18 protein-coding genes are annotated in these 24,951 nt (G+C 42.5%); 7 read left to right on the top strand and 11 right to left on the bottom strand.

Annotated features, from left to right (window positions below; genetic code table 11):
* Nucleotides 1-145: 145 nt before the first annotated feature.
* The 3 genes from RMZ42_RS31935 to ldpA all read right to left on the bottom strand — a co-directional run bounded on the left by RMZ42_RS31935 (nt 146) and on the right by ldpA (nt 3,752).
* Nucleotides 146-325, bottom strand: coding sequence for a chlorophyll a/b-binding protein (locus tag RMZ42_RS31935; protein WP_099103697.1), 180 nt, complete (start codon nt 323-325; stop codon nt 146-148).
* Between the two features lie 449 nt (nt 326-774).
* Nucleotides 775-2,508: a R3H domain-containing nucleic acid-binding protein gene (locus tag RMZ42_RS31930; RefSeq protein ID WP_322675200.1), complete on the bottom strand. Its 1,734-nt coding sequence runs from the start codon at nt 2,506-2,508 to the stop codon at nt 775-777.
* Nucleotides 2,509-2,591: 83 nt separating this feature from the next.
* On the bottom strand, nt 2,592-3,752 hold the full coding sequence (ldpA, locus tag RMZ42_RS31925) for a circadian clock protein LdpA (protein WP_322675194.1): 1,161 nt from the start codon (nt 3,750-3,752) through the stop codon (nt 2,592-2,594).
* A 282-nt stretch (nt 3,753-4,034) separates the two neighbouring features.
* Here ldpA and RMZ42_RS31920 point away from each other — a divergent pair, with 282 nt between their 5' ends.
* Nucleotides 4,035-8,756 carry a PAS domain S-box protein gene (locus RMZ42_RS31920; protein WP_322675193.1) on the top strand — a complete coding sequence of 1,574 codons (4,722 nt, stop codon included), beginning with the start codon at nt 4,035-4,037 and terminating at the stop codon, nt 8,754-8,756.
* Nucleotides 8,753-10,378, top strand: a complete 1,626-nt coding sequence (locus tag RMZ42_RS31915; RefSeq protein ID WP_322675192.1) for a response regulator — start codon at nt 8,753-8,755, stop codon at nt 10,376-10,378. The genes RMZ42_RS31920 and RMZ42_RS31915 overlap by 4 nt, the downstream gene beginning before the upstream one ends.
* A 61-nt stretch (nt 10,379-10,439) precedes the next feature.
* Here RMZ42_RS31915 and RMZ42_RS31910 read toward each other — a convergent pair whose 3' ends face one another.
* From RMZ42_RS31910 to RMZ42_RS31900, 3 genes are all read right to left on the bottom strand, one after another.
* A complete protein-coding gene (locus RMZ42_RS31910) occupies nt 10,440-10,706 on the bottom strand; it encodes a hypothetical protein (RefSeq protein WP_322675191.1) in 267 nt (88 codons plus the stop codon).
* On the bottom strand, nt 10,696-12,450 hold the full coding sequence (gene mutL, locus RMZ42_RS31905; RefSeq protein WP_322675190.1) for a DNA mismatch repair endonuclease MutL: 1,755 nt from the start codon (nt 12,448-12,450) through the stop codon (nt 10,696-10,698). The genes RMZ42_RS31910 and mutL overlap by 11 nt, the downstream gene beginning before the upstream one ends.
* 252 nt (nt 12,451-12,702) lie before the next feature.
* Entirely contained in the window at nt 12,703-13,752 is a 1,050-nt protein-coding gene (locus tag RMZ42_RS31900; RefSeq protein WP_322675189.1) for an adenosine deaminase, read from the bottom strand.
* A 383-nt stretch (nt 13,753-14,135) separates the two neighbouring features.
* On the opposite strand from RMZ42_RS31900, the gene RMZ42_RS31895 reads away from it, so the two are divergent.
* Nucleotides 14,136-14,345, top strand: a complete 210-nt coding sequence (locus RMZ42_RS31895; protein ID WP_094352741.1) for a hypothetical protein — start codon at nt 14,136-14,138, stop codon at nt 14,343-14,345.
* Between the two features lie 364 nt (nt 14,346-14,709).
* On the opposite strand, the gene RMZ42_RS31890 is transcribed toward RMZ42_RS31895, so the two are convergent.
* On the bottom strand, nt 14,710-15,021 hold the full coding sequence (locus tag RMZ42_RS31890) for a threonine dehydratase (protein WP_322675188.1): 312 nt from the start codon (nt 15,019-15,021) through the stop codon (nt 14,710-14,712).
* Nucleotides 15,022-15,127: 106 nt separating this feature from the next.
* Nucleotides 15,128-16,003, bottom strand: coding sequence for a phosphodiester glycosidase family protein (locus tag RMZ42_RS31885; RefSeq protein WP_322675187.1), 876 nt, complete (start codon nt 16,001-16,003; stop codon nt 15,128-15,130).
* Between the two features lie 418 nt (nt 16,004-16,421).
* On the opposite strand from RMZ42_RS31885, the gene RMZ42_RS31880 reads away from it, so the two are divergent.
* The 4 genes from RMZ42_RS31880 to RMZ42_RS31865 all read left to right on the top strand — a co-directional run bounded on the left by RMZ42_RS31880 (nt 16,422) and on the right by RMZ42_RS31865 (nt 21,714).
* A complete protein-coding gene (locus tag RMZ42_RS31880; RefSeq protein ID WP_322675186.1) occupies nt 16,422-17,612 on the top strand; it encodes a sigma-70 family RNA polymerase sigma factor in 1,191 nt (396 codons plus the stop codon).
* 25 nt (nt 17,613-17,637) lie between these two features.
* Nucleotides 17,638-18,831 (top strand): DUF1822 family protein, encoded by a 1,194-nt coding sequence (locus RMZ42_RS31875; protein WP_322675185.1) that lies wholly within the window; start codon nt 17,638-17,640, stop codon nt 18,829-18,831.
* A gap of 214 nt (nt 18,832-19,045) precedes the next feature.
* A complete protein-coding gene (locus tag RMZ42_RS31870; RefSeq protein WP_322675184.1) occupies nt 19,046-21,433 on the top strand; it encodes a CHASE2 domain-containing protein in 2,388 nt (795 codons plus the stop codon).
* A 104-nt stretch (nt 21,434-21,537) separates the two neighbouring features.
* A complete protein-coding gene (locus RMZ42_RS31865) occupies nt 21,538-21,714 on the top strand; it encodes a hypothetical protein (RefSeq protein ID WP_322675183.1) in 177 nt (58 codons plus the stop codon).
* A 191-nt stretch (nt 21,715-21,905) separates the two neighbouring features.
* Here the strand turns inward: RMZ42_RS31865 and RMZ42_RS31860 are convergent, their stop codons facing one another.
* From RMZ42_RS31860 to RMZ42_RS31850, 3 genes are all read right to left on the bottom strand, one after another.
* Nucleotides 21,906-22,379 carry an F-box protein gene (locus tag RMZ42_RS31860; RefSeq protein WP_322675182.1) on the bottom strand — a complete coding sequence of 158 codons (474 nt, stop codon included), beginning with the start codon at nt 22,377-22,379 and terminating at the stop codon, nt 21,906-21,908.
* A gap of 75 nt (nt 22,380-22,454) precedes the next feature.
* The gene (locus RMZ42_RS31855; protein WP_322675181.1) at nt 22,455-22,841 is read right to left on the bottom strand and encodes a protease complex subunit PrcB family protein; all 387 of its coding nucleotides are present in this window, start codon (nt 22,839-22,841) and stop codon (nt 22,455-22,457) included.
* 49 nt (nt 22,842-22,890) lie between these two features.
* Nucleotides 22,891-24,618, bottom strand: coding sequence for a S8 family peptidase (locus tag RMZ42_RS31850; RefSeq protein WP_322675180.1), 1,728 nt, complete (start codon nt 24,616-24,618; stop codon nt 22,891-22,893).
* Nucleotides 24,619-24,951 lie beyond the last annotated feature (333 nt).

Below are 24,951 nucleotides of genomic sequence, written 5' to 3'. Positions count from 1 at the left end.
TTATTCACTTATATTTTGGCTTAACCGGAAAAATCTGATATTTTGCACCAATGGCAATAGCCGCCAGATGTTAGAAACGAATGACTGGCGTAGAATATAGAGAATTTTGCAGGGTAGTATAGCAGTTCTACCCTACATCGCCAATTTAGAGGATACCCCAGAAATGGAGTAGCCCTTGACCAGAAAAAGCTTCAATTAAAATTGCAGAGACAAAACCAATCATTGCAAGACGACCATTCCAATTTTCACTCTGAGGAGTGAAGCCAAAACGCACAGCATTAGGATCTTCTGAAACAATAGACGCAGAATTCTTAAAATCTGACATGAGCATAACTCCAAAATTCAAGTGTTGTAGCAGTTATAACTGTCTGTAAAGTAATGTAACAGATGTTAAAAAAAATGCAAGATTGAGTGAATTAGGGCTTACTCACTCTTTACGAATTCTTTGTCTATGAGACGCTGCGTAATGTTGATGATAACAGCGAATTAGGGCGAGAAAATTGGACTATTAGCTTGAGTGTAGATCACGATTTTGGCGATTTTTGATAGTTAAAGCGCTTTCCAAATCCATAAACTTTTCTCCTAAAAGGTTACGCTGTACACATAAGTTATCCGATTACCCGAAAGTCCTCCAAAACCTCACCCTGTCTTATCCTGACTAAGGATAGGACAGGGTGAGGTATCTCAGGGGCTATCTACGAGACTAACCGTAAATTACCTTGACAAAGGCTTGTGTGTACATCGTAAGTAAACTTTTTGGTAGAGTTATTAAAGTTACGCCGGATAAATCCGTAATCTTCTATTTGGTTCTTCGCCAAAACTATGCGACTTGAGGCGATAATGTTCTACCAACTCATGTTGCATTTTGCGGACTTGGGGAGAACGCGGCAATAACTCGACTGGCTGTCCTTTAGGAATCACAATTTGCTCAACGGCAAGTCTAGCTTCTTCAAGAGCATCCATCTCATCATCGCTACCATTGTGTAAAAACAATTGTAGTTCTCTATCATCGGCCATCTCTGGGTCGTCAATATTCAGCAACCGCCGCAAACCACGGGTAATTTGGGGAATGGTGCTGGACTTAATCATGTGAATGGGTACATGACGAGCTTTTGCCATTTGGCGTAATTTGGCGTGGTTTTTGACGTGCGATCGCAGTGCTAAAATTGCATCAGCACTATCTATATCTTTTGTCAATAGTACGGGCAAAGTTAGCACGCTAATCACCTGTTCCAGTTGGTGACGGCTAACGCCATAAGGGTAAACGTGCAATGGCAAATCTTCCCCATTGGGCCCTGGGTGTCTGGTAACAGCATCAAAATCAATGCTTTCAGAATAATTGAACGATTCATCCAGCAAACGGTCAAACTCACTGCGCCCAGTTACCCGCTCTACAGGCAATTGGGGTAGTGCAACCATTTGTCCAGATGAACGCCAGCCATTAGACGGTCGCGCCGGTGGGAAAGAATCCTCTACTGTTCCTAGCTGTCCACCACGACCGTTGACAACAGCTAACTGCCTTGTAACCGCGATTTTGCCGTGGTCATCAACGGTTCTCGTTTGTGGAGTAGGCTGACGCCCCCGCAGCAGATTATCTACGGTGTCAGCAACACTTTCGTGTACTGTCCAGCGTTGGCGTTCCAACATTTCCACAGCAATTTCAAAGGTAGGTGGGGCTTTCCGCTCCAAAACAGTCTTTTGAGAGCCTCGCCGTCTGGCTTCATCGTCTCCCAAGGTCACAGCTTGGATACCCCCAACTAAATCAGCCAGGGTGGGGTTTTTAATCAGATTTTCGATCTGATTTCCGTGGGCAGTACCTACCAACTGTACGCCCCGTTCTGCAATGGTACGAGCCGCTAAAGCTTCCAGTTCCGTGCCAATTTCATCAATAACAATGACCTCTGGCATGTGGTTTTCCACTGCCTCAATCATCACCTGATGCTGTTCGTTTGGATGAGCCACTTGCATCCGTCTGGCGCGACCAATGGCGGGGTGAGCAACATCACCATCACCAGCGATTTCGTTGGAGGTGTCAATAATCACCACTCGCTTATGCAGATCCTCAGCTAAAACACGGGCTATTTCCCGTAAGGCGGTAGTTTTACCCACGCCTGGACGCCCCAGCATGAGAATCGATTTACCAGTTTCTACCAAATCACGGATCATGCCAATGGTTCCGAATACGGCTCGACCAACGCGACAGGTCAAGCCAATAATCTTACCAGTGCGGTTGCGAATAGCGCTGATCCGATGCAAAGTTTGCTCAATTCCTGCCCGATTATCTCCGCCAAAGATTCCGACTCGTTGAATGCAATCATCTATTTGTTCTTGAGTAACGGGTACTTCGCTCAAATACTCAGCTTGATTAGGAAAGCGAGCCTCTGGGCGACGACCCAAATCCAAGACCACTTCTACTAAACTATCTCGTTTGGGATGACTCTCTAGTACTTGTTGCAGGTCTTGGGGCAAAATGTCTAATAACTTTTGGAGATCGTCTGTAATCGTCATGCGTTCTATGGTGACGTTTTTAGAGATAGCGAGGACATTTGCGTGCAGGAGAACCCGCTCTGGGGATTTTTCCGAACGAGCAATTAACGCTCCTGCTGTGACTTTATCTGGGAAACGAGAGAATGGGCAAGTTCTACAGCTTGCCAAAGCAATACTTCATCTTCTTCTAGGCGAACAGTCGCCTTCATATTGGTGTTACTTACCTCCTTATTCTCTAACTGTTCGAGAATTGGTGACAGCAGTACGCGGGCGTAGCTACCGTAGGCGACCCCAGAAATTTTGGATTTTGGATTTTGGATTTTAGATTGTGGATTAGCTTCTTCTAATCTAAAATCTAAAATCGGCAATCCAAAATCTTTGAGTAGTTCCATTGCCTTTAACTTAGCAACGGTATACTTATTTGTGCCGCCTGCTAACTGCACATATCCTGGTAACTTAGCTGCCAAAACTTTTTGCCCTAATTTCACTGCGGCTATTGTGGTGCCATCGCCAATATCACCACTCATCGGACGACCATCGGTTTGCCAAATTAAAGCACCCTTGAATGGGGCAATCTTCTCGTAGAGCGTTCTTAAGTAATCAATCATCCCTTCACCATCAGGACAGCTGATGGCTAGTAACTTTAGTTTATCAACCCACGGTGAAATTGCTTGCCATAATCGCTCAAATTCTGCCAATCGCCCGACTTTTGTATGGATTTCTACGGCATCTACTCCCGTTGACATTACCAATGGCGCGATCGCTCCTGGCGTTGTCACGGATGAAGCTGTATAAATTATACCATAAGGGCAAACTGGAATGCAACGACCGCAGCCATAACACTTTTCGGATACTACTCCTGAAAAGTCTTCTTTGATACTGTCAAACACAATCGCTTGTGCCGGACAAATCCGTTCGCAGGGTCTAGGGCAGTCTGTAGGACACTCATGAGGATTAAATTCTGCTTTGCGAAAATGGGGGTCTTCTCCATCGTTTAGGCTGACCATCAAAAAGGGTAAATTGCCTTTGTAGTCAAAGCCTCGCTTTTGGGCATCCTGAGCCAGAGATTTGGCTGCTTGTAGCCCTGATTGCGCTGCTGCAATTACTGCTGGATCAGCTGCAACATCTATGCAGTCAGCGCCCGCCAAAGTATAGGCTAACGTTAAACTTCTGACTGCCGGCAAATGCTGGAAGCTGGCTCCGCAGATCAGCTTGAACCAGTCACCTTGTTTGAGAGATTGTAAAGGGGCGAACAGATCAGTCACTATTCTATTATGCGTTTATACGACTAAAAATAGTAGTCTGCGATCGAGAAAAAGTCCGAATTTGCTAATTTAGGGGGCATGGGGCATTGGGGACTGGGGACTGGGGATTGGGGACTGGGGCATAGGGCATTTGTCATTGGGCAAAACAGTGTTGAGTAATGAGTGCTGAGTTAGGAGTTATTCTCCCCCTGCTCCCTGCTCCCTACCCCCTCATCTCCCTGCCTCCTGCTCCTCTGCTCCCCCACTCCTCACTCCCGCAGCTGTCTTTAGGAGGGCGACAACATGACAACTATATTTTTTGTAGAAGACTCTGCTGAAGATAGAGCTTTGTATCGACGCTTCCTAGAGCGGGACGATCGCTACACTTATGATATTTACGAATTTGAATCTGGCAATCAGGCGCTACAAGCTTGTCAAGAGAAAATACCAGATGTGATTTTGTTGGACTATCGATTACCAGATTTAGATGGGCTGGAATTTCTCACTCGGCTACAGAGGCAAACTTCTAACAGTCAAATTTCAGTAATTCTACTGGCTGGACAGGGAGACGAAACGATCGCAGTTCAAGCGATTAAGAGTGGGGCGCAAGATTATCTAGTCAAGGGAAAACTGACTTCTGATAATTTACGTCGAGCGGTTCATGGGGCGATCGAGCAGATGCAGCTAATGCGGCAGCTAAAACAACAACAGGAACAACAAAAGTTAGTAGGAGCGATCGCTCTTAATATTCGCCAATCGTTGAAGCTTCAAGATATCCTTGCCACGAGCGTTCAAGAAGTCCGCAAGTTACTGAGCGCCGATCGAGTACTGCTATATCAATTTACGCCTCAAATGCGAGGTAACATCGTCGCGGAGTCGGTATTACCCCAATGGACACCAATCTTCGGAATGCAGATTGAAGATACCTGTTTTCAGGAAAATCAGGGGGGAGAATATCGCCGAGGAAAAATTTGGGCGGCGACAAACATCTACGAAGCAGGTTTAAGTGATTGCCATATTCAACTTTTGGAACAGTTTCAGGTGAAGGCGAATTTAGTTGTCCCGATTTTGTTTGAGAGCAAGGAGACTCAAACAGTTGAACTTTGGGGGTTATTTATTGCACATCAATGTTCTGCCCCGCGACAATGGCAGACATTTGAGGTAGAATTGCTCTCTTCACTGACGGTGCAACTAGCGATCGCTATCCAACAAGCCGAACTCTATCACAATCTCCAAATCCTCAACACCGAGTTAGAAGCCAAGGTACAAGAACGCACTGCCAAATTGCACCAAAGCGATCGCCGTTTCCGTGCCATCTTCAATAATACTTTCCAGTTCATCGGACTGCTAACGCCAGCTGGCATTTTACTGGAGGCGAACCAGACGGCGCTAAGTTTTGCCGGACTGAAACTAGAAGATGTAATCAATCGCCCTTTTTGGGAAGCACACTGGTGGACAATTTCACCGCAAACTCAAGCAGAATTAAAACAAGCGATCGCTCGTGCAGCCCAAGGAGAGTTTATCCGCTATGAAGTTGATGTTCTCGGTGCAAATAATCGGGTAGCAACAATCGATTTTTCACTCCGTCCGCTTTTAGATGAGACAGGTCAAATTGTTTTGTTGATTCCAGAAGGGCGAGATATTACCGAACTCAAACAGGCTAAAGAAAAACTCCAACAAAGTGAAGCACTGCTAGCCACTACTCAACAAATCGCCCATGTAGGCAGTTGGGAATTGAATTTAGAAACGAAAAAGCGCTCCTGGTCAATGGAAACCTTTCGCATCTCTGGTCTAAATCCCACTCAAGGCGAACCCAACCAGACGGAACTTCTCCAAATAGTTCATCCAGACGATCGCGCCTGGATAGAGGCTCAACTGGAACAGGCGATGTCTACGACAGACTACGCTCAACAAGCCCCTTTCAATCTTGAGTATCGAATTATCCGACCTGATGGTTCGGTGCGCTACGTTGAGTCGAAAGCAGAGATAGCTTATGATGCTCAAGGGCAGCCAGTTAAGCTATTGGGAGCGGTTCTAGATATTACAGAACGTAAACAAAATGAGTTAGAAATAATCCGTAGTCGTGACCTGCTAGAAGCTGTTTATAACGAATCCGCTGATGCACTTTTTTTGGTAGATGTTGAAACATTACTGATCGCTGACTGTAACGATCGAGCAGTGAAGCTATTTGCAGCCTCTAGCAAAGCCGAATTAATTAACATTAAAGGTAACACTCTGCAAAAACAACCGTTTACTTCCGATGAGATTGCCACCTTTATACAAGAAATTCACCAGCAAGGGTTTTGCAGTCGAGAAGTTGAATATATTACTAAGCAGGGCAAATCCTTTTGGGGAAACATCGCAACCAAACAAATTACGGTCGCTGGTACTGTGATGCAACTAGTACGAATCACGGATATTACTGCCCGGAAGGATGGTGAAAAAGAGCAGCAACGGGCAGAAATAGCTCTCCGAGAAAGCGAGGAACGACTACAATTAGCCCTTGAGGCTTCTGGGGATGGTTTGTGGGACTGGAATTTTTTGACTGGAGAGGTGTATTACAGCCCTCGCTATTTAGAAATGCTCGGATACCGCTTTGATGAACTCCCACAGAATTTGAGTACTTGGGAGCGATTAGTTCATCCAGACGATCTACCTTGGACAAAGAAAATCTTGGCAGCTCATTTCAAGGATAGTTCAATACCGTACAAATTTGACTATCGACTTTGCACTAAATCGGGCGAATGCAAATGGATTGCCAACTACGGCAAGGTTGTGATGCGAGATGCAGATGGTAATCCTCTGCGAATCACTGGTACTCATCGAGATATCAGCGATCGACAAGCCGCACTACGCGAACACAAACAAGCCGAAGCAGCCTTAGCCAAAAGTGAAGAACAACTGAGACTAACGTTGGAATTTAACCACATCGGTCTTTGGGATTGGAATGTTCAAACAGGCGAAGTTATCTGGAACGACAACCATTTTCGTTTGTTAGGTTTAGAGCCAGAAATATCAGCCAGCTATCAATTATGGCGCGATCGCGTGCATCCAGAGGATGTTGACGGAATTGAACAGACTGTATCAAATGCACTGGCACAACATATTAATTTTCAAGCTGAATATCGAGTGATTTATCCCGATGGCAGGGTTCGCTGGCTCACGGGAAAAGGGCGTGCTGCTTACAACGAAGCAGGCGAACCTGTACGGATGTTAGGAGTAATTATTGATGTAAGTGAGCAAAAGCAAGCAGAAGCAGCTTTGCAAGAAAGTGAAGCCCGATTTCAGGCATTTATGAACAACAGCCCAGTGCTAGCTTGCATCACCGATACAGATGGGCGTGTACTTTACTTAAATCAAACATACCTGCGGACATTTAAATTACTACCCGAACAGGTGATTGGGCAATATATTTCTGACCTCTACCCAGATGAAATTGCTAGGCAGCATTTCGATCACCTTCGCACAGTCATAGAGACAAATCAGGCAATTGAGGTGATTGAATTTGCTCCTCAACCAGACGGTTCCCTCGGTGAGTTCTTGGTATACAAATTCCCGATTCTCGGATTGTCTGCACAAAAGCTAGTGGGTAGAGTGGCGATTGATATCACAGAACGCAAAATTCTAGAGCGAGAAGTAGCTCACAAGCAAAAGTTATTGGATACCTTCATCAATAATGCACCTGTTGGTATAACCATTCTCGATCGGGAACTGCGTTATTCATTGATTAATGAAGCATTAGCAGAAATTAATGGCATTCCCGCAGCAGAGCATATTGGTAAGACACCGTGGGAGATTGTCCCTGATATTGCACCAAAGCAAAAGCAACTCTTTCGACATGTCTTAACAACAGGTGAACCAATTTTAGATTTGGAAATCAGTGGAGAAACCCCAAAATTTCCAGGTGTAATCAGGACTTGGCTAGCTTCCTATTTTCCAATTCAGTCTGAAGCTGATGAACCTATTAGCATGGGCATTGTGGTAGTTGAAATCAGCGATCGCAAACGCGCTGAACAAATGTTAGAGTTGCAAGCAGTCATTACCCGCAATATGGCGGAGGGAATTTGCCTAGTTCGTGCAACAGATGGCGTGTTTGTCTACGCCAATCCTAAATTCGAGCAGATGTTTGGTTATGAGCCTGGTGAATTAATCGGTCAGCATGTATCGATCGTCAACTATGGTGATGAAAATAATACACCTGAAGATGTTAATCAGGCGATTAGCACTGCTGTTTTAGAACACAGTGAAGTAATCTATGAAATTTATAATATTAAAAAAGATGGCACTCCATTCTGGTGTAGCGCTACCGCTTCCGTTTTTGAACATCCTGAGTATGGAAGTGTCCTTGTGGCTATCCAACAAGATATCACCGAGCAAAAGCAAGCGGAAGAAAAAATCAAAGCCTCTCTAAAAGAAAAGGAAGTATTACTCAAAGAAATTCATCATCGTGTTAAGAACAATTTAGGAATTGTCAGCAGTTTGCTGCAAATGCAATGCAGACGAACACAAGATCCTGTGGTGACAGCTATTTTGCGCGATAGCCAAAACCGCATTGCTTCCATTGCTCTAGTTCATGAAAAACTATACCGTTCTGAAGACCTCGCTGATATTGATTTCGCTCAATACATTCCAGATTTAACAACTCATTTATTTGATTCCTATAATGTCAGTTCCAGCCAGATTCAACTACATATTCAAGTTGATAATGCTAGCCTTGACATCGAAACCGCCATTCCTTGTGGTCTAATTATCAACGAACTGGTTTCTAATGCTTTAAAATACGCTTTTGTTGGTAATCGTGGAGGCAAAATTGAGGTTAAGTTTTATCAAGAACCCGCATCTACTTTGACACTCATTATTAGAGATAATGGTGTTGGCTTACCTGAAAACTTTGATAGTAAGAAAACGAAAACGCTGGGTATAACACTTGTCCAGGGTTTAGTCAAGCAGCTAAGAGGAAAACTTGAAATTGACTCTCAACAAGGAACAGAGTTCAAAATTACTTTTACAAACAGCCGCATATGAACATAATTGACCTCTCACCAAACACGCAGACAAAAGAGACAGTTCGAGTCCTTGTTGTTGAAGATGAATATATCCTTGCTATCAACTTACAAGAAACTTTAGAGTCTTTAGGATATGTTGTTTTAGATATTGCCGATTCTGCCGAAGAGGCAATTGCAAAAGCAACTGAATTACGCCCAAACTTGATTTTAATGGATATCAGATTACGCGGTGAAATAGATGGTATCCAGGCATCAGAGCAAATTTGGCATCATTTGCAAATCCCGATTATCTACGTCACCGGGCACTCCGATCAAAGTACTGTCGAGCGAGCAACGCTGACATCCCCCTTTGGATATATTCTTAAACCCATTAAAGAGCAAGAACTTTACGTTGCCATTCAAACAGCACTCAATCGCTACGATCGCGAGCAATTTTTGAGTTCTGTGCTTCGGGGAATGGGCGATGGGGTAATTGTAGTCGATACTAATTTAAATATTAAATACATCAATCAGGTAGCTGAAGCTCTAACAGGGTGGCAATGGAATGAAGCTAAAGACAAGACGTTAACTGAAGTTATCAAAATCATTGATGAACAAACTCAGTTGCCGACAGAAAATCCAATTATTGCAGCCCTCCAACAAGAAACTACTATATATTTAGGCAGTGGTGTTCTACTAGTTGCTAGAAACGGGACAACTACACCAATAGCTGATAGTGCTACTCCCCTGATAAATAATAATGGTGTAATTACAGGAGCCGTATTTGTTTTCCGAGATGACACGCAACGACGGTTAACCGAAGAACGCAATCTCGCAGCTGAACGTGCCCAACAACTAGAAGTTCGAGTGGCAGAACTGCAACGCCTGAACCAATTAAAAGAGGATTTTCTGGCAACCACTTCTCATGAAATGCGAACGCCCTTATCAAACATCAAAATGGCAATCTCTGTGCTAGAAAATATTCTCGATCGCCAGGGTATCTTAAATTCAAACACACTTCCCCCATCTGAATCTGTAGACCGCTATTTACGTATTGTGCGCGAACAGTGCGAACAAGAACTGGATTTGGTTGACAATTTACTGTATCTACGAATGATTGATGCAGATGTCTATCCATTGGAATTAACATCAATTCAACTCCAAAACTGGCTGCCTCACGTTGCCGAGTATTTTCAAGAACGCGCTCAAGCTAGAGAACAGTCTTTGCAAGTTAGTGTTTCTCCAGATTTACCACCTTTAGTTTCAGACTTGGCTAGCCTGACTGAAATTATCTCAGAGTTACTCAACAATGCTTGTAAATACACTCCACCTGATGGACAGATTGTGTTAAACGTTCAGCTAATTTATATCACAAAAAGTCCGATCGATGAAGATGCTAAATCTGGTGTATTAGATAATTTTCAAGTTCCTTATTTTCAAATCACATTTAGCAATTCTGGGGTGATAATTCCGAAAAAAGAACAATCTCGAATTTTTGAGCCGTTTTACCGGATTCCTGAAAGCGAACGCTGGCAACAAAGCGGCACAGGATTAGGTTTAACATTGGTTAAGAAGTTAGTAGAATATCTCCAAGGCACGATTGAAGTTACCAGCTCTCAGGGCTGGACAACGTTTACAGTTCAGCTGCCTTTAAGTTTGTGATGGTATTTGTCATTTGTTATTTGTCATTAGCTCGACTTTATCCATTTTTGCCTACGGGTCATCACAAATGTAGGCGATCGCTAAAAGATGCGGGTTTTGCTGCATACATAACATTTAAATACAGCCTTGGCGAATAGTGATGGCACAAGTAATACACTGAGGCTGAAGGATAATTGTGTGTATCTTCCCATGAATACAACAATACCATTTGAAATTGCCAATATCCTACTACCGTAATGGATAAAGTCGAGCTTAGGACAAATAATTTGGCAAACGACAACAGCAAACGACATTTAGTATTGGCATTACTGAAAACATCAAATTCCATGACTTTTTCCAATTACCCAATTACGCCGGAAAAACCGAGCTAAAGCTGATTCTTCTAAAGATAAATAAATTGGTCGTCCATGAGGACAGGTGCGAGGGTTGCGAGTACGTTGCCAATTATCTAAAAGTGTCTGCATTTCTTGCTGATTCATGGGTGTACCATTACGAATAGCACTGCGACAGGCAACAGCGACTTGAGCTGTTTGTAAATCGCCTCCCCAACTAAGCTCTAAAATTGCTTCTGCACAGTCGTTTCGCTGTTGCAAAGGTGCGGGGATATTACGGACTGCCCAAAGTTGTTCGCCAAAGGGTTCTATTTCTAAACCAATGCGTTGGAGTTGCAATACTTGCGCTGGCGATAATTGATAAAGAATTATTGGCGGTTCGACGGGGACAAGTTGCCAATCATCGCATAATTGCTCATACAAAACTCGCTCATGGGCAATGTGCTGTTCTACTAACCACATCCCACCTGAATGTTCCGCCACAATATAAGTGTTGCTAACTTGCGCGACAGCTTTTAAAGAGTTAGGAGTTGGGAGTGAGGAGTTAGGAGTTTTGGGATTTTCATTAGGATTTTGAGAATTGAAATTATAGCTGCCTTTGGCTTCTGCGGCTTTGAGTAATTTACTAACTCGTGTTGTGTGAACAGCTTCTTTGAGATTGTTAGAAGAAATGCTGAGTGCTTGGTTAATTGCTTGGGTAATTTGCTCTTGCCAATAAATGATTTCGTTGAGGTAAATTTCTGTTTTTGCTGGATTGCGATTCCAGTTAATTTGATCGGGAGAAATGGCAAGATGTAAAAAACAAATTGGATAGCGATCGCGTGGTAATGTTCTATGAAATGCTGATAATATGGTTTGCTCTAATTCCGGTGTCTTAATCATACGTCTGTTGATAGCTACACGTACCCAATCTGGACGATGACGATGAGTGCGATCGGGTAATCCTACCACTAAATTTAGTGCTGAGTGAGGAGAGACGCGATTCATCGCGTCTGTACAAGTGTCCGTAGAGACGCGATTCATCGCGTCTGTACAAGAGTTGGGGGGGTTGGGTATTTCGAGTTTTACTTCTTGCAAGTCACCTTGTCGCACTTGTGGTAAAATCTGCGGTAGCAATTGCCCAATTGTCGCTGCCGGACAAATGGTAAACCATTGACGGTCATTTTGCCAAATCTGCCAGGTGACGTGGGGATGACAGAGGGCGATTTGGTGAATTGTGGCTTGCACAGCTTTCATTTGCTGTGCTGTTGTGGGTAATCCCTGACGACGAGATGAGCAATTACCGAAAAGATGAGAAACTGTAACTACTGTACCAGGTGCGATCGCAGTTGCTTCAACTTGTACAACTTTCCCGCCATCGCCATAAATTATCCGCCATCCTAAATTTCCCCCCAGAGGACGACTCAAAATTTCTAAATCAGCCAGAGTCGTTAAACTGTGCAACGCCTCACCACGAAACCCTAAACTGTTAATTTTCCACAAATCGGCACTAGAGCGAATTTTACTAGTGCTGTGGGCTGTGGCTGCTTGTTGTAAATCATCTAGGTTCATTCCACAGCCATTATCTGCCACGCGAATTCGCCATTGCTGCGGCCACAAAGAAACCACAATTCGCGTTGCACCTGCGTCTAGGGAATTTTCTACCAATTCCCGCACCACAGAGGCTAAAGAGTCGATTACCTCTCCAGCTGTAATGAGATATACAACTTCTGTTGGTAGAGCTTGAATAGTAGATGCCATAAATTATAGTTTATAGCTTCTGGGGCACGCTATATACGACTTATATCAAGAATCCTTTCTCAGCAACAAAAGAACCACAAATAAACACTGATAAATTATCTGTGTGCATCTGTGGTTTAATTTATAAAACATTAATTTTGCAAGATATCTATTGTGTATTACAACTTTTTCTATGGCATCAGAAAAAGTTAGTAATTGCAACATTAATTAACATTAAATCACCTGACTTTATAAATATTTTTAGGCGATTCGTTAATTACTATCTCTCATGGACAAAATTTTCGGTGGTTCAGGTTTGAGCAAACCGTTCAACAGTGATGCAGGACGTTGACTATAAGGCCAAGCAAAAGCATGACGGAAAGCTGCATCTTGACAAGCTTGTAGTTGTGCAAAACTAATAATGTTGTAAGTCAAGAGATTTTCATACTCAAACGGTAGACGCACATTGTGCAATCCGGCATTATCAGTACAGATAGCGATATCAACTCCAGCATCAAGACAACGGTCAAAAACTAATTTGAGTTGACGTATATCCTGCAAAGTTCCAGTTTTTAGGTAAGTTGTCGGACAAACCTCTAAACATTGCCCGCGTCTAGCTACATCATTAAGTAGCTCTGGATATAGTAGGGGAATTTGAATGCCGTGACCAATCCGCATCAAATATGGTAACAGTTCTGGGTAACAACCAGCGGTGGTTTCATATAGATGTCCCGTGGTGTTAACGCCCAGCGATCGCGCATAATCATATAAGCTAATCCATTCTTCTAAGCGATCGGCGTAATAACTATCACCTCCGGCTACATCTACTGCACAGACATACTGTTTATTTTGTGCTGCCAAATCAACAATCGCCTTGTTCACCTCATAAGGTAGGCGTGTGTGCATACAGAGAATTTGGCTAGTAACAATCGGATATTCTGGCTGTTGGCTGGCAAGTCCTACGACTCGCACAATTTCTGCCATCTTGTCAATTCTTGCAGATTGACTCAGATGCTCAGGTGTCCGCAAATAAGGAGTGTAGCGCAGTTCCAGATAAGCCAAATTTTCAAATATGTAAGCACCCCGCACCAAGCGATAGATAAAGTAAGGCAAAGTTTCTACAGTTTGCACGCTTTCTACCAAGGTGTGTAATTCTAGATACTCGTCTAGGGTGTTACGTGGGCGGGTATAAAAATCTTCAAATTCTGAATAGTCAGCAAAGCGGGAAATTAACTCCGAAGAATGCCGCTCGAAATATCGCCATAAAACTCGTGGTACGACCGAGCCGCCTAGATGTCTATGTAATTCAGCATATAAAGCCATAGTGGTATTTTTAGGTAAAAATTTCAATGATTGTAACAAAAACATCGAAAGAAAAATTTGTCTTCAAACAAATTTTGCTCCAACTTCTTTGGAGTAGAGGTTTCCCTACATCTTAATTTCAACAAATACTCCGACCTGTAAACTGCGCAAACGATTTGGTGGCTTGGAATTAGATAGGGTTGAGAGCAACAGATAAATTTCTGCTTCCTACCTCCTGCACTAATATTTGCAGCACGAACAAACTTGACATTACCAAGATTAAATTGATAGCATTGATATCCTTTTTGTGCTATAGTAAAGAAACATTGCTATTGTTAAGCGAATGAAATATAGCAATATATTTTTTCTTTAACAAAGCAAATTCCTGGCAAGGTTGGTATTAATTGAAAATTCAAGCGTTGGAAGTCAAGGCTGGCGATCGCATTATTGCTTACTGCAACAATAAAATGCAAACCTGCAAGGTAAAACGCATTTTAGATCCAGGTCAAGCCAATATCACACTATCAGTATTCACCTCTGAGAATTATCGCGGTTGCTCAGTTTCATCTATAGTTCGCTTCCAAAGCAACGCTTTAGTTGATTTGGTAAGTTAGCTAAAAACCAAGTAAATATTCAAACTCAAAAATATTTCTAGCTATTGTCCAGCCTCAAACTGGACAAAATTTTTGTGAAAGGTGCGATGCCTGCGGTAAAGATCGCCTACGCACATCCAAATTCGTTAATTGTGGCTAGATGATTTTTCTAAAAATGTAAAGCGCAATTTAGGTATTGCTAAACTGTTCCAGATATAATTTGTACATCTAAATTTAATTAAAATATTGTGGGGTGGACAGCGTTCGGCTGACCTGTACTGAGCGTTATTAAAGTAGCGCTGACGCCAAATTATTGCCCACCCTAATTATGCAAGTTAAAGGTGGAACAGCTTATTACTATTAACCCTCTACTTGATGGCTTTTGTTAGTTCTTTTTCACATCACGAGCCATGTTGAGGTAGTAGTCGTCAAGTTTAGCATTAGAACGACGGCGGTTAGGGGCAGGAATTTTAGTAGTGTTATCCCGATTCGTTTCAATTGGCTGTTTAGTTGAAGCTTGATTTACGTCTTGCACCCGATCGGATTCTAAGAAATAACCAGACTCAGAGAATCCGAAAAGCTTGCCAAAAAAACCAAATAAATTTCCGAAAAAATTAGAAATACTTTGGAATAAAACACCAAACAAGCCTTCAAGACGAAGGAACAAGTTCCGAATAATTTGAGTTAGACGAAGCATAATAGCACCTTCAATGATTGCCTATTACTATTGTGACGCAATTCGGATTCGGGAATTGCTGATATGGAAAAAATCTACCAGTAGGTAGGTATAATTCCCACAATCCCTACCTTTTCTGAACCAGCAAAACCGACTTTACAGGACGCTTGATAAAATTTCCCTCCAAATCAACCTTCCCGTAAAAGGTTTTCCCATTGTAATAAAGCGAAGACGAACTTCCTCCATCCAGATTCATGGCGCGATCGGCACCAAGAGTTTTCATCAAATCAGCTAATGCTGGCAAAGATATTCCATTCGCGGGAGCCGAGGGTTTTTGAGCCACCATAACTAAAATAACGCTGCCATCAGGGGTGATACCTACAGCAGTTCTGGCATTGGGTTGATTGCTGCCAAGCGCATCTCGTTTATTAGCGTTGTCTACAAAGCCCTCTTTTTCTAAGGTGAGTTCTGGTAATAGGCGCGGGCCAGCACCGATAGCATCAACTAACTGACAACCTGCTGGTGGTGACTGACTGTGTAGGGCAATGGAATAGCGGCTAGTTTGCCCGCATAAGTAACGACGGAATTCTGTGCGATTGAATATTTGGCCCAAATAAGATTTTAAGTTGGGATTGTTCACCAGCCGTTCGTTTTGTTTGGGATCGGCTATCAATTTTCCTTGTCGGACAACATAAGATGTAGTTTTTTGGTTGACTGGATCAAAAAAGCCTGCATTCAAAATAGCCACGGCTTGATGCTTTTGGGCAAATTCTTCTACAGTGGCTACCTTCTGTGATAGTGCAGGAGTCACCAAAAATTTGCTATTAACTGGAATCAACACGATGTGAGCGATGCTTTGGGGCAAAGTGCGATCGAAGTAGCGGATAGTTTTTGCTGGTGAAGCTGCAATAGTGGGTATTGAAGGTGTTGAAAAACGCAAATTAAACCACAACACCATTGCTAAACTAATTAATATCAAAGCCAGTAGTTTGATTTTTCTCACTTTTAAACTCACGTGCGGTTAGCTCAAAAAAGTTGATTTAATCGATTTAATTAAAATACTTTAAGCTGAAAAATAAGCAATTAACTTTAATTATTCCCGGTTCGCCCATTTTTTAAGGATTTAGGAAAAATAGATAGTCAAAAGTATACCGAAGGGCGTATTCCCAAAAAGGCTCAATTAGGTATATGTTCGCAATTATGGCTACTAAACCCATAATTACAAAAATTTAACTTTAAAATAACTAAACTATCTAGATTCAACAGAATATGAATAGAGTTATCTTCAAAAACATCAAGGAATAAAATATGTGCGCTATTGAATTGGAAATTAGCAAACCAGTATCTTGCAATTGTCCACAGAGATATCTGCGGTTTTGATAGTTGCTTAAGTTCGGATCGATTGAAATTGTTAACTGCTTATGCGTCCTCGTCAAAAAATTATCGAGATGTTCTCAACCTTCGTTGAGTTGGAAGGAGACAGATTCAGCAAATGGTTGATTGATATCAAACTACATCGAAATATTCAAAATTGCTTGGAGTCTTCATCATTCGTCCCTAACTCAGAAAACTTTTGGGCATTACATTGGTACAAATGCTGGCGAGAGGAATCTAATAGCCTTGCTAGAATGCATTTATCTGCTTATTTACAGGAACAAAATTATTGGGCTGCTAAAAAGACTATTGCCAAATTTACAAATAGTCAACATAGCCTAGCAGATTATTTTCAAATGGCGAATGCTGAAATTGAAACAATTCTCAAAAATTTTAATCTAGAAAAATGCTCTAGCTTAAAAGCCTATGCTACTATGGCAGTTCCGAGTCGGCTAAAAGATATTTTACGCCAACGCAAGGAAGCTGATATTTGCACAAATTGGGCATTGTTACGCAAAGTAAGCAAAAAGCAGTTTTTAGAAGCTCTTGCTCAAGCTGGATTATCACCGATTCTAATTGTTCAATATCGATTAGCCTGGACTTGTTTCAAAGAACTGTATGTTCAAAACCAACCAAGTGGCACAAAGTCACTACCAGAACCAGAACCTCAACTTTGGGAAGCTATTGTCAAGCTCTACAACCGCGATCGCCAAAATCAGTTAACTCAACCTACTCCAGAATCCACGAGAGAGAAAATTGAACAGTGGCTAACCCAAGCAGCTATCTACGTGCGTGGTTATCTGTATCCACCTGTTAGTTCTCTAAATGTAGTGATACCAAAAGATGACTCCACAACAACTTTTGATTTGCCAGATCCATCCTCTGAATCATTAATCACGGAGATGATAGCCCAAGAGGATGCCCAAAACCAACAAAATCAACGATCTCAGATTGAAGCTGTTTTGTTAAAAACTTTACAAGCTTTTGAGGCAAAAACTCAAGAAATACTTCAACTTTATTACCAACAGGGATTAACTCAGCCACAGATTGTAGAACGCCTACAAATGAGTCAGCCTACTGTTTCTCGTCGGCTGATCAAATGTAGAGAATCAATGCTGAAAGCATTGATCCAATGGAGCCAAGACACGCTTAATATTTCTGTGACTTCCAACCTAGTTAATGATATGAGTAGTGCTTTGGAAGAATGGTTGAAAGTTAAGTATGGGGAATATCGCTGAAATTATGAATGATGAGGTAGTAAGAATGACTTCGGCTTTTACTGAACCGCAGGAATTATTGTTAGAAATATCACCATCCTTGCAGACAAGTTCTTGGCAAGAAAGCCAAATGTACGCCACACCTAGCAGTCGCTGGCGTGCTTACATAAATCAAATTTGCGTTTATGGGTTTTTGAATTGGGTAAAAGCTGAATATGTTCCAGAAGCAAGTATCTGGCATAGTTCTCCTGGTATTCCTGCTTTTTGGGAATTTGTCAATGGCACAGCAATTTTGTTAAATCAAAAGCGAGTCGTTTTAATTCCTAGCGAGGCAATTGATGATAGTGAGTTAGAAGTTCCTCAAGAATGGGTAGACATTCCTAGTTGGGCAGCAGACTATTATTTAGCAGTGCAAGTTACAGCAGATGGGAAGTGGGTAAGAATTTGGAGCTATATAACCCATGAAAAACTTAAATCACTAGCAGACTACGACCAAGTAGATAGGACTTATTGTATAGATGCACGGCACTTAATTAAAGACCTTAATGCTTTTTGGATCACCTACCAATTTTGTGGAACAGAGGAGATGAAAGGTGCGATCGCTCCACTACCAGAATTATCGAATGTTCAAGCAGAAAATCTTGTGCAACGGTTAAGTGATTCCTCTGTAACATTTCCTAGACTAGCAGTGCCATTTACAACCTGGGGAATGCTACTAGAAAATGAGCAGTGGCGGCAGCGTTTGTACCAAGAAAGACTGCAATCTGCACCTACGCAATTTTCACAAGTACAAGTGAGTCTCAGTCGTTGGCTGGAGCAGATTTATGATGCTTCTTGGCAAGCTATAGAGACTTTTTTTGAGCCAAACTCCAGTAGCCTAGCTTTTAATTTCCGCACTTCTTCCGGGTTAAATGCTGCCGCGATCAAACGCGCCAAGCTGATTGACTTGGGAATAGAAATAGAGACTCAAAAAGTTATTTTATTAATCGCCTTAATACCAGAAGCTAACCAACAAGTTAGTATTCGCGTGCAACTACATCCAGCTTGTAATCAACTTGACCTACCTGCTAATATCAAGCTAATTTTACTTTCAGATCGAGGGGAAATACTTCAACAAGTACAAGCAAGAATTCAAGATAGTTATGTGCAGTTAAAACTCTTTGATGGGGAAGTAGGAGAATGTTTCAGCATCCAGGTTGGTCTTGATAATTATCAAATAACAGAAAATTTCATAATTTAGTTATTATGAGCCAGCAGGGTCAAATTGGTTGATGCAATCTCTTTGTGGTGGCTTGTAAACGTTGTCGTTGTTTTTGCTCGAAAGTCATAGGTTTATACCAAATTTGTCTTGTGTAGTCCTTATACTGCACTTTTATTTGGTATTTTTGCATAAGTAGAATGCTCTCTGTTGATTAGTCATTAGTTAATCACGAATGGCTAAGTCCATTTAACTTATGAGTAAGCTAGTTGTCTTCAGCTTCTTGGGAGGAGATTTAAATCAAGGATTTCCTGTTGTCACGGCTCAAGTTTGGTGTGATAACCAATTTGTACCTGTGAAATTAACAGGGAGTCTACCACCAGCACCAGAACTAAGCGAACTCTACCGCAGATGGCAGTTACTCTACGCAGCAGTTCATCAACGCCTGGGTAGGAATCAACGGATAAAAGTACATTCGCAAGACATAACCAATATTTCTGTCAATGACTTTAATGAAGTGTGTCAACAGCTACAAGCAAATATCAATGCTTGGTTAAAATGTGAATCATTTCAGAATATTGAACGGCAGTTGCGAACTCTACTCAGTCGTAATAATGAAATTAGAGTCATTATTGAAACAAATATAGTTCTATTGCATCGCTTGCCTTGGCATCTATGGCATTTTTTTGAAGATTACCCGAAAGCGGAATTAGCTTTAAGCAATCATGAGTATGAATCTACTCACTTATTACAAAAATCTCCTACAGGTAAAGTCAAAATTTTGGCAATTCTAGGCAATAGAGTTGGTATTGATATTGATAAAGATGCCTCTGCTTTACAAGGTTTAACAGATGGCAAAACCACTTTTCTTATAGAACCAACACGACAAACACTTGACGAGCATCTATGGAATCATGATTGGGATATTCTATTTTTTGCCGGACATAGCACTAGTCTTACTGACGGAGAAATTGGGGAAATTTGCATCAATCAAACAGAAAGTTTAACAATTTCGCAGTTGAAAAATGGACTTAAGGCAGCAATTAGACGCGGTTTGAAACTAGCAATTTTCAATTCTTGTGACGGAATTGGCTTAGGACGAAATTTAGCTGATTTAAACATTCCCCAAATGATTGTAATGCGGGAAGGAGTGCCAGATTTAATCGCACAGGAATTTTTAAAAAACTTTCTTACCGCCTTTGCAGATAGCAAACCATTTTACTTGGCTGTGCGAGAAGCGCGAGAAAGACTTCAAGGACTGGAAAATGAATTTCCTTGTGCCAGTTGGTTGCCAGTTATCTATCAAAATCCCACAACTTTTCCTACTACGTGGCAAGAATTGTGCGGTAATTTTGCTGATACTAAATTTGTAGGTGAAGTTCCGACAAAAGGTAAAATTGCAACACCAAAACTCAAACTTTTGACTGTACTACTTAGTACTTTGATTGTGGCTATTTCAACATTAGGTTTGAGATACTTGGGAGTATTTGAAAAAATCGAACTACAAACTTTCGATCAAATGCTACGGTTGCAACCTCAAGAAGAGCCAGATCCAAGGTTGATAATTGTAGAAATTACTGAAAAAGATATTCAATCACGACAAGAGATGACCAAAGGACTAAAATCCATTTCGGATAGTATGTTAGCTAAATTGCTCAACAAACTACAAAAGTATCAACCGCGAGTTGTTGGACTGGATATTTATAGAGACTTTGCCGATCCTCCAAATAAATCAAATCCAATACAACTTCCGACTGAACTTAATAAAGATAATGTTGTTGTTGTCTGCAAAAGCCGCGATCGCAAATATGACCCACAAGGTGTTAAACCTCCGAAAGACGTACCTGTAGAACGTCAGGGTTTTACTGATGCAATTCAAGACCCAGATGGTATCGTCCGTCGCCAAATTTTGATGATGGCACAAGAGCCTTCTTCAACTTGTACAACGCCTTATTCGCTGTCGTTGCAATTAGTTACTCGTTACTTATCTGAGGAAAATATTAAATCTAAATTTAATGAAGATTATGTACAGTTTGGCTCTAAAGTATTTAAACGCTTAAAATTTAGCCGCAGTGGTGCCTATCAACAAGGAGTTGATTTAGGCGGAAATCAAATACTTGTCAATTACCGTAATACAGATTATCAGAGAGTTTCTCTTGATGAGGTATTGAGTGAGAAATTCGATCGTAAATCAATGAAAGATAAGGTAGTGATCGTTGGAGTGACAGCTAATACAGTCAGCGATACTTGGTCAACTCTCTACAGTACTGCACAGCAAGATTACCAAGAAATATCAGGGGTATTTATACAAGCACAAATGGTTAGCCAAGTTTTGAGTGCAGTTTTAGACCAACGTCCAATTCTTTGGGTTTTGCCTTACTGGAGCGATATTCTTTGGATATGCGGCTGGTCTGTAGTTGGGAGTCTGATTATTTGGCGGGTGCGATCGCTCTCACATAAGAGATGCGCTATCTTTGTAACAGTTGTCATTTTATATGGAGTTTGTGCGATCGCTCTTTTAAAACAAGGGCTATGGTTGCCATTTATTCCTTCTGCCTTTGCCGTGGTTGCAAGCGGTGTTGTTATAGTGTTGATTCAACGCCGTCAGGAGTTTTTTACGCTTCCAGAACCCTTAGTTAAATAAAATTTTCCTTTATAACTGAAAAATAACGTCAATTTGATTGATATGACATCTATGGATTCGGTGCATTGACATCGGGGGAGTCAGTATTTACAATGTTTGTATTCATGATTAAGTACCTTTTTAGAACATTTAGATTTTGGATAAATTCGCACGCTCATCAACCATCATCCATGAGCGATCGCCTTACTTTTAAGACTGTCTCTACAAAATTAGCGATCGCACTCTTGAGAACAGACATCGCACTCTTATCAACCGTCCTACATGAGCGATCGCACTTTTAACACAGTCCCAACAAGAAAGCGCGATCGCTCTCTTATGTAGGTTGGGTGGAGCGATCGCTCCACCCAACATTAAGTTACGATTTGATTTTTCTACAATCTACGGCCATATAAGACGATGATTGGTTTGTTGGGTTTCGTGCCTTAACCCAACCTACAAGATCGGGCTCGCCATCAATCCGTGAATAACGACTTTATGTCCTTGTTATGCTCCCTCCTTTCCATAATTGCAGTACTTTGGCTGCCGATATGTTGTTGATATCTCCCCCAGCTTGCTCGATCTCCCTTTGTCTGGTAATTCCCCCTAGAAATCTCAACTTTTTTGTCAACAATAAATTTTTCGCATTTTGAGCTAAGTTATCAACCAAGGTTTTCAGGTATGTCGATGTTGTTCGTAGTCTTACAAGAGAGTTGAAATCTAGACTTTCAAGCACATGCATATCAAGCTCGGGAACACCAGTAAATCCACCATGCTGTTCCAACCCTGCCTGTTCAACGCCTCCCTCGAAGTATGCTTCCAGCTCTTTAGCTACTTCCTCAAAAGATATACTGTCCAAATCAGGAACTCGCTCTTTCTCAATGGCATCTAATTCCTCTGACACGAACTCTAGGCTCTCCAGTTCTGCTTCTGAAAAAAACTCAACTTGTTCGACTATGTGTGCTTTCATGATTTTTGCTCATGTTGTTGATGTGTGTTGAATTCGGATTGGGTGACGGTGATGTTGAGCGAACGACACGCTGGGTTAAATGTGTTTAAAGACGACCTTGCCATCAATTTTGGGAATCCTAATTATGTGATAGGGATAGGTAAGCGCCTCTGTCACGAAGTCTCCAGCTTCAGGCTGGCGATGCTCAACGGTAATCGCGAGTTGCTGCTGAGTTTGGGAGACACTGGTTTCGGCACTCAGAATCTCAACTGAGTAACCACCAGTCGGCTGCTCCCCAGTAAAGACGACGACTACACTGTAGCGGGTAAAATCCACTTGAGGAACGGGTGGCGGTGGCTCGGCATTAGAGGTGTGCTGTTGCCAGAGATCGATCCATTCCTCTGAGTTGTCAATCACCATTTGACTGGCGCTTTGATAACCACTTTCACTCCCCCGTGCAATAGTTGTGAAATCAACATTCATTTTGAATTTGAACCTCCTTACTAAGTTTTCGTTCTACTGACACAACGTTCTAGCGCTGAAGACTGGGAACTTGATGCGTTAGCTTGTACGAACGAGTCTTCTTCTTGCCAGTTGGCGTAGTGAAATTGAGGTTTAAAGTGAGTTTGCATTGAGGTGACTTGAACTTTGAAGGCACTTCAATTCCAAAGTCGCGGGTTGCCTCTGCACCGACTCGCAACGTGCCATAGTCTTGTTCGGCACTCGTCACTTTCTTGCCGTCAAGCCCAAGCAGGTTAATGCCGTCAGGTCCAACCAGAGTTGCTTTCACCGCTTGCATCGTTTCGTCACCCGTGTTTCGCACAGCAATATTGACCTGTTCGCGCAGCGTCCATTCTTTAAGCGATGGAATGGCGGTGACTTTCTCTGCTTCCGCGAGCGGTTGCCCTGCTAGCTGTAACGCTTTGACGGCATCCACCAATCCCACCCCCTGGGCATTCTCATCGAATTCAGAAGAATCCAGTTTCTTGGCAGATTGCATCAGAATTTTCTTGACCTGCAAAGGTTGGAGCTTTGGATAACGCTCTAAGATCAGGGCAGCAATCCCTGCAATATGGGGGGATGCCATACTGGTACCCGACAGCCTAGTGTAGCCGCCACCCGGCTTGGCAGACATAATCAATTCACCAGGAGCTAGAATATCCGGCTTTGGTCGCTCGTCGCTCGTTGGACCCCGACTGCTAAAAGGCATGACGCTCGTACTATCGCGGCTAGACGCTCCAACCACAATCACATCCCCTCTAGCATCTGCTGGGATGGTAAGGCTTCCGGGTCCAGGTCTTTTAGTGCCTTCGTTGCCTGCGCTTTTCACTAACACTAAGCCGAGTTTCGTCGCTCGTTCAGCGGTTTCGGAAACGACGCTGTTGCCATCAAGCGTTTGGCTAAACGATCCCCAACTACAGTTGGCAATCCGTAATCGCTTCTCTTGCTGCATATCCTTCACGACATCCTCAATTGCATCGGCACCTCTCGATTCGGTCGATTCTCCGGGTGGGGTGGGAAAAATCTTATAGCTCCAGATTTCTGCCCCCGGTGCCATGCCTTTGTACTTGGAGCCATTGCCCGCGATGATGCCCGCCACATGGGTGCCATGCGGATGCGGGTTGCCCCACTCTTGCTGAGTGTAATTCTTCTTGTGAACCACACGACCCTTAAGGTCAGGATGGTTAATATCAACTTCTCCATCTAGGACAGCGATGATCACGCCTTTGCCCGTGCCAACCAGTCCTTGGGTTCTGGCTTCAACCACACCCACGCTAACAGCGCTCAGATCGAGTTCCAACTTTAGGGGCGTATCAAATTCTATTTGTTCTACATCGCTACGACTGGCAATTTGTTTAATTTCGGCAGGGGTGAGGTTGGCAACGACCGCATTCCCCAACCTTAAATGTTCGCCTGTCTCTGCGGTTGGCAACTCTTTCAAGAGTGACTCGATCGATTCATTTACCAAGCTTTCAAATTCGTCGAGATATTGGAATTCAAATTCTTCTCCGCGTTTCCGATATGAGTTATCCAAGTCCTCGAACTCGTTCAGGAAATCGTCGAACAACTTAGTTGGTTTGTAATGAACAATCACCTGCTGGCGCTTAGTAGACTCGATACCGCCATCTTCAGCCAAGATTTGATGCTCTAAAAGGTTTTCAAGTTTGTCGTCAATCTCGGCTCCCCACTGATTGCGGACTTCGCTTGAAGCGCCATCAAGTTGCTCGTCTGTTAAGTAAAAATCATCTTCTAAAATCATGGGGTTTTGCCTCCTGTATTGATGAAATGAAAGGAAAATCAGATCGCAGCCCCCAAACTCCCTAAATCAGAAGAGAAATCGGAGGGCATAGATGCAATGCAGTTTGTCATCAGCCATCGCCCGTCTTGAAGGAAAGTTGGTTCTTTCTCAAGCAGCAGAGGGCTTGATTAGAGCTGTACTGGCTCCTTATTAACGACGCGAAGCCGTCTTGTACGCAGTCCGTCCAAGTGATATAGCACGAAGTATCCAGGGCAAAAATGGAATAAATTCGGGCGCTTCTTCAACTTCCTCTGCTTTGACCCCAGCCTGTTTGCGAAGGGGTCCAAACAGGAC

Origin of the sequence: Nostoc sp. DedQUE05, from assembly GCF_034530955.1 — a bacterium.
GTDB lineage: Bacteria > Cyanobacteriota > Cyanobacteriia > Cyanobacteriales > Nostocaceae > Nostoc.
The sequence above is the reverse complement of the archived record's forward strand: the minus strand, read 5'-3'. Positions and strand labels throughout refer to the sequence as shown.

Bases quoted from the DNA above. Each gene is read 5' to 3' on its own strand.
- RMZ42_RS31935 (WP_099103697.1), bottom strand. From the start codon at position 325: ATGTCAGATTTTAAGAATTCTGCGTCTATTGTTTCAGAAGATCCTAAT.
- RMZ42_RS31930 (WP_322675200.1), bottom strand. From the start codon at position 2,508: ATGACGATTACAGACGATCTCCAAAAGTTATTAGACATTTTGCCCCAA.
- RMZ42_RS31920 (WP_322675193.1), top strand. From the start codon at position 4,035: ATGACAACTATATTTTTTGTAGAAGACTCTGCTGAAGATAGAGCTTTG.
- RMZ42_RS31915 (WP_322675192.1), top strand. From the start codon at position 8,753: ATGAACATAATTGACCTCTCACCAAACACGCAGACAAAAGAGACAGTT.
- RMZ42_RS31910 (WP_322675191.1), bottom strand. From the start codon at position 10,706: ATGGAATTTGATGTTTTCAGTAATGCCAATACTAAATGTCGTTTGCTG.
- mutL (WP_322675190.1), bottom strand. From the start codon at position 12,450: ATGGCATCTACTATTCAAGCTCTACCAACAGAAGTTGTATATCTCATT.
- RMZ42_RS31900 (WP_322675189.1), bottom strand. From the start codon at position 13,752: ATGGCTTTATATGCTGAATTACATAGACATCTAGGCGGCTCGGTCGTA.
- RMZ42_RS31890 (WP_322675188.1), bottom strand. From the start codon at position 15,021: ATGCTTCGTCTAACTCAAATTATTCGGAACTTGTTCCTTCGTCTTGAA.
- RMZ42_RS31880 (WP_322675186.1), top strand. From the start codon at position 16,422: ATGCGTCCTCGTCAAAAAATTATCGAGATGTTCTCAACCTTCGTTGAG.
- RMZ42_RS31875 (WP_322675185.1), top strand. From the start codon at position 17,638: ATGACTTCGGCTTTTACTGAACCGCAGGAATTATTGTTAGAAATATCA.
- RMZ42_RS31870 (WP_322675184.1), top strand. From the start codon at position 19,046: ATGAGTAAGCTAGTTGTCTTCAGCTTCTTGGGAGGAGATTTAAATCAA.
- RMZ42_RS31865 (WP_322675183.1), top strand. From the start codon at position 21,538: ATGATTAAGTACCTTTTTAGAACATTTAGATTTTGGATAAATTCGCAC.
- RMZ42_RS31860 (WP_322675182.1), bottom strand. From the start codon at position 22,379: ATGAAAGCACACATAGTCGAACAAGTTGAGTTTTTTTCAGAAGCAGAA.
- RMZ42_RS31855 (WP_322675181.1), bottom strand. From the start codon at position 22,841: ATGAATGTTGATTTCACAACTATTGCACGGGGGAGTGAAAGTGGTTAT.
- RMZ42_RS31850 (WP_322675180.1), bottom strand. From the start codon at position 24,618: ATGATTTTAGAAGATGATTTTTACTTAACAGACGAGCAACTTGATGGC.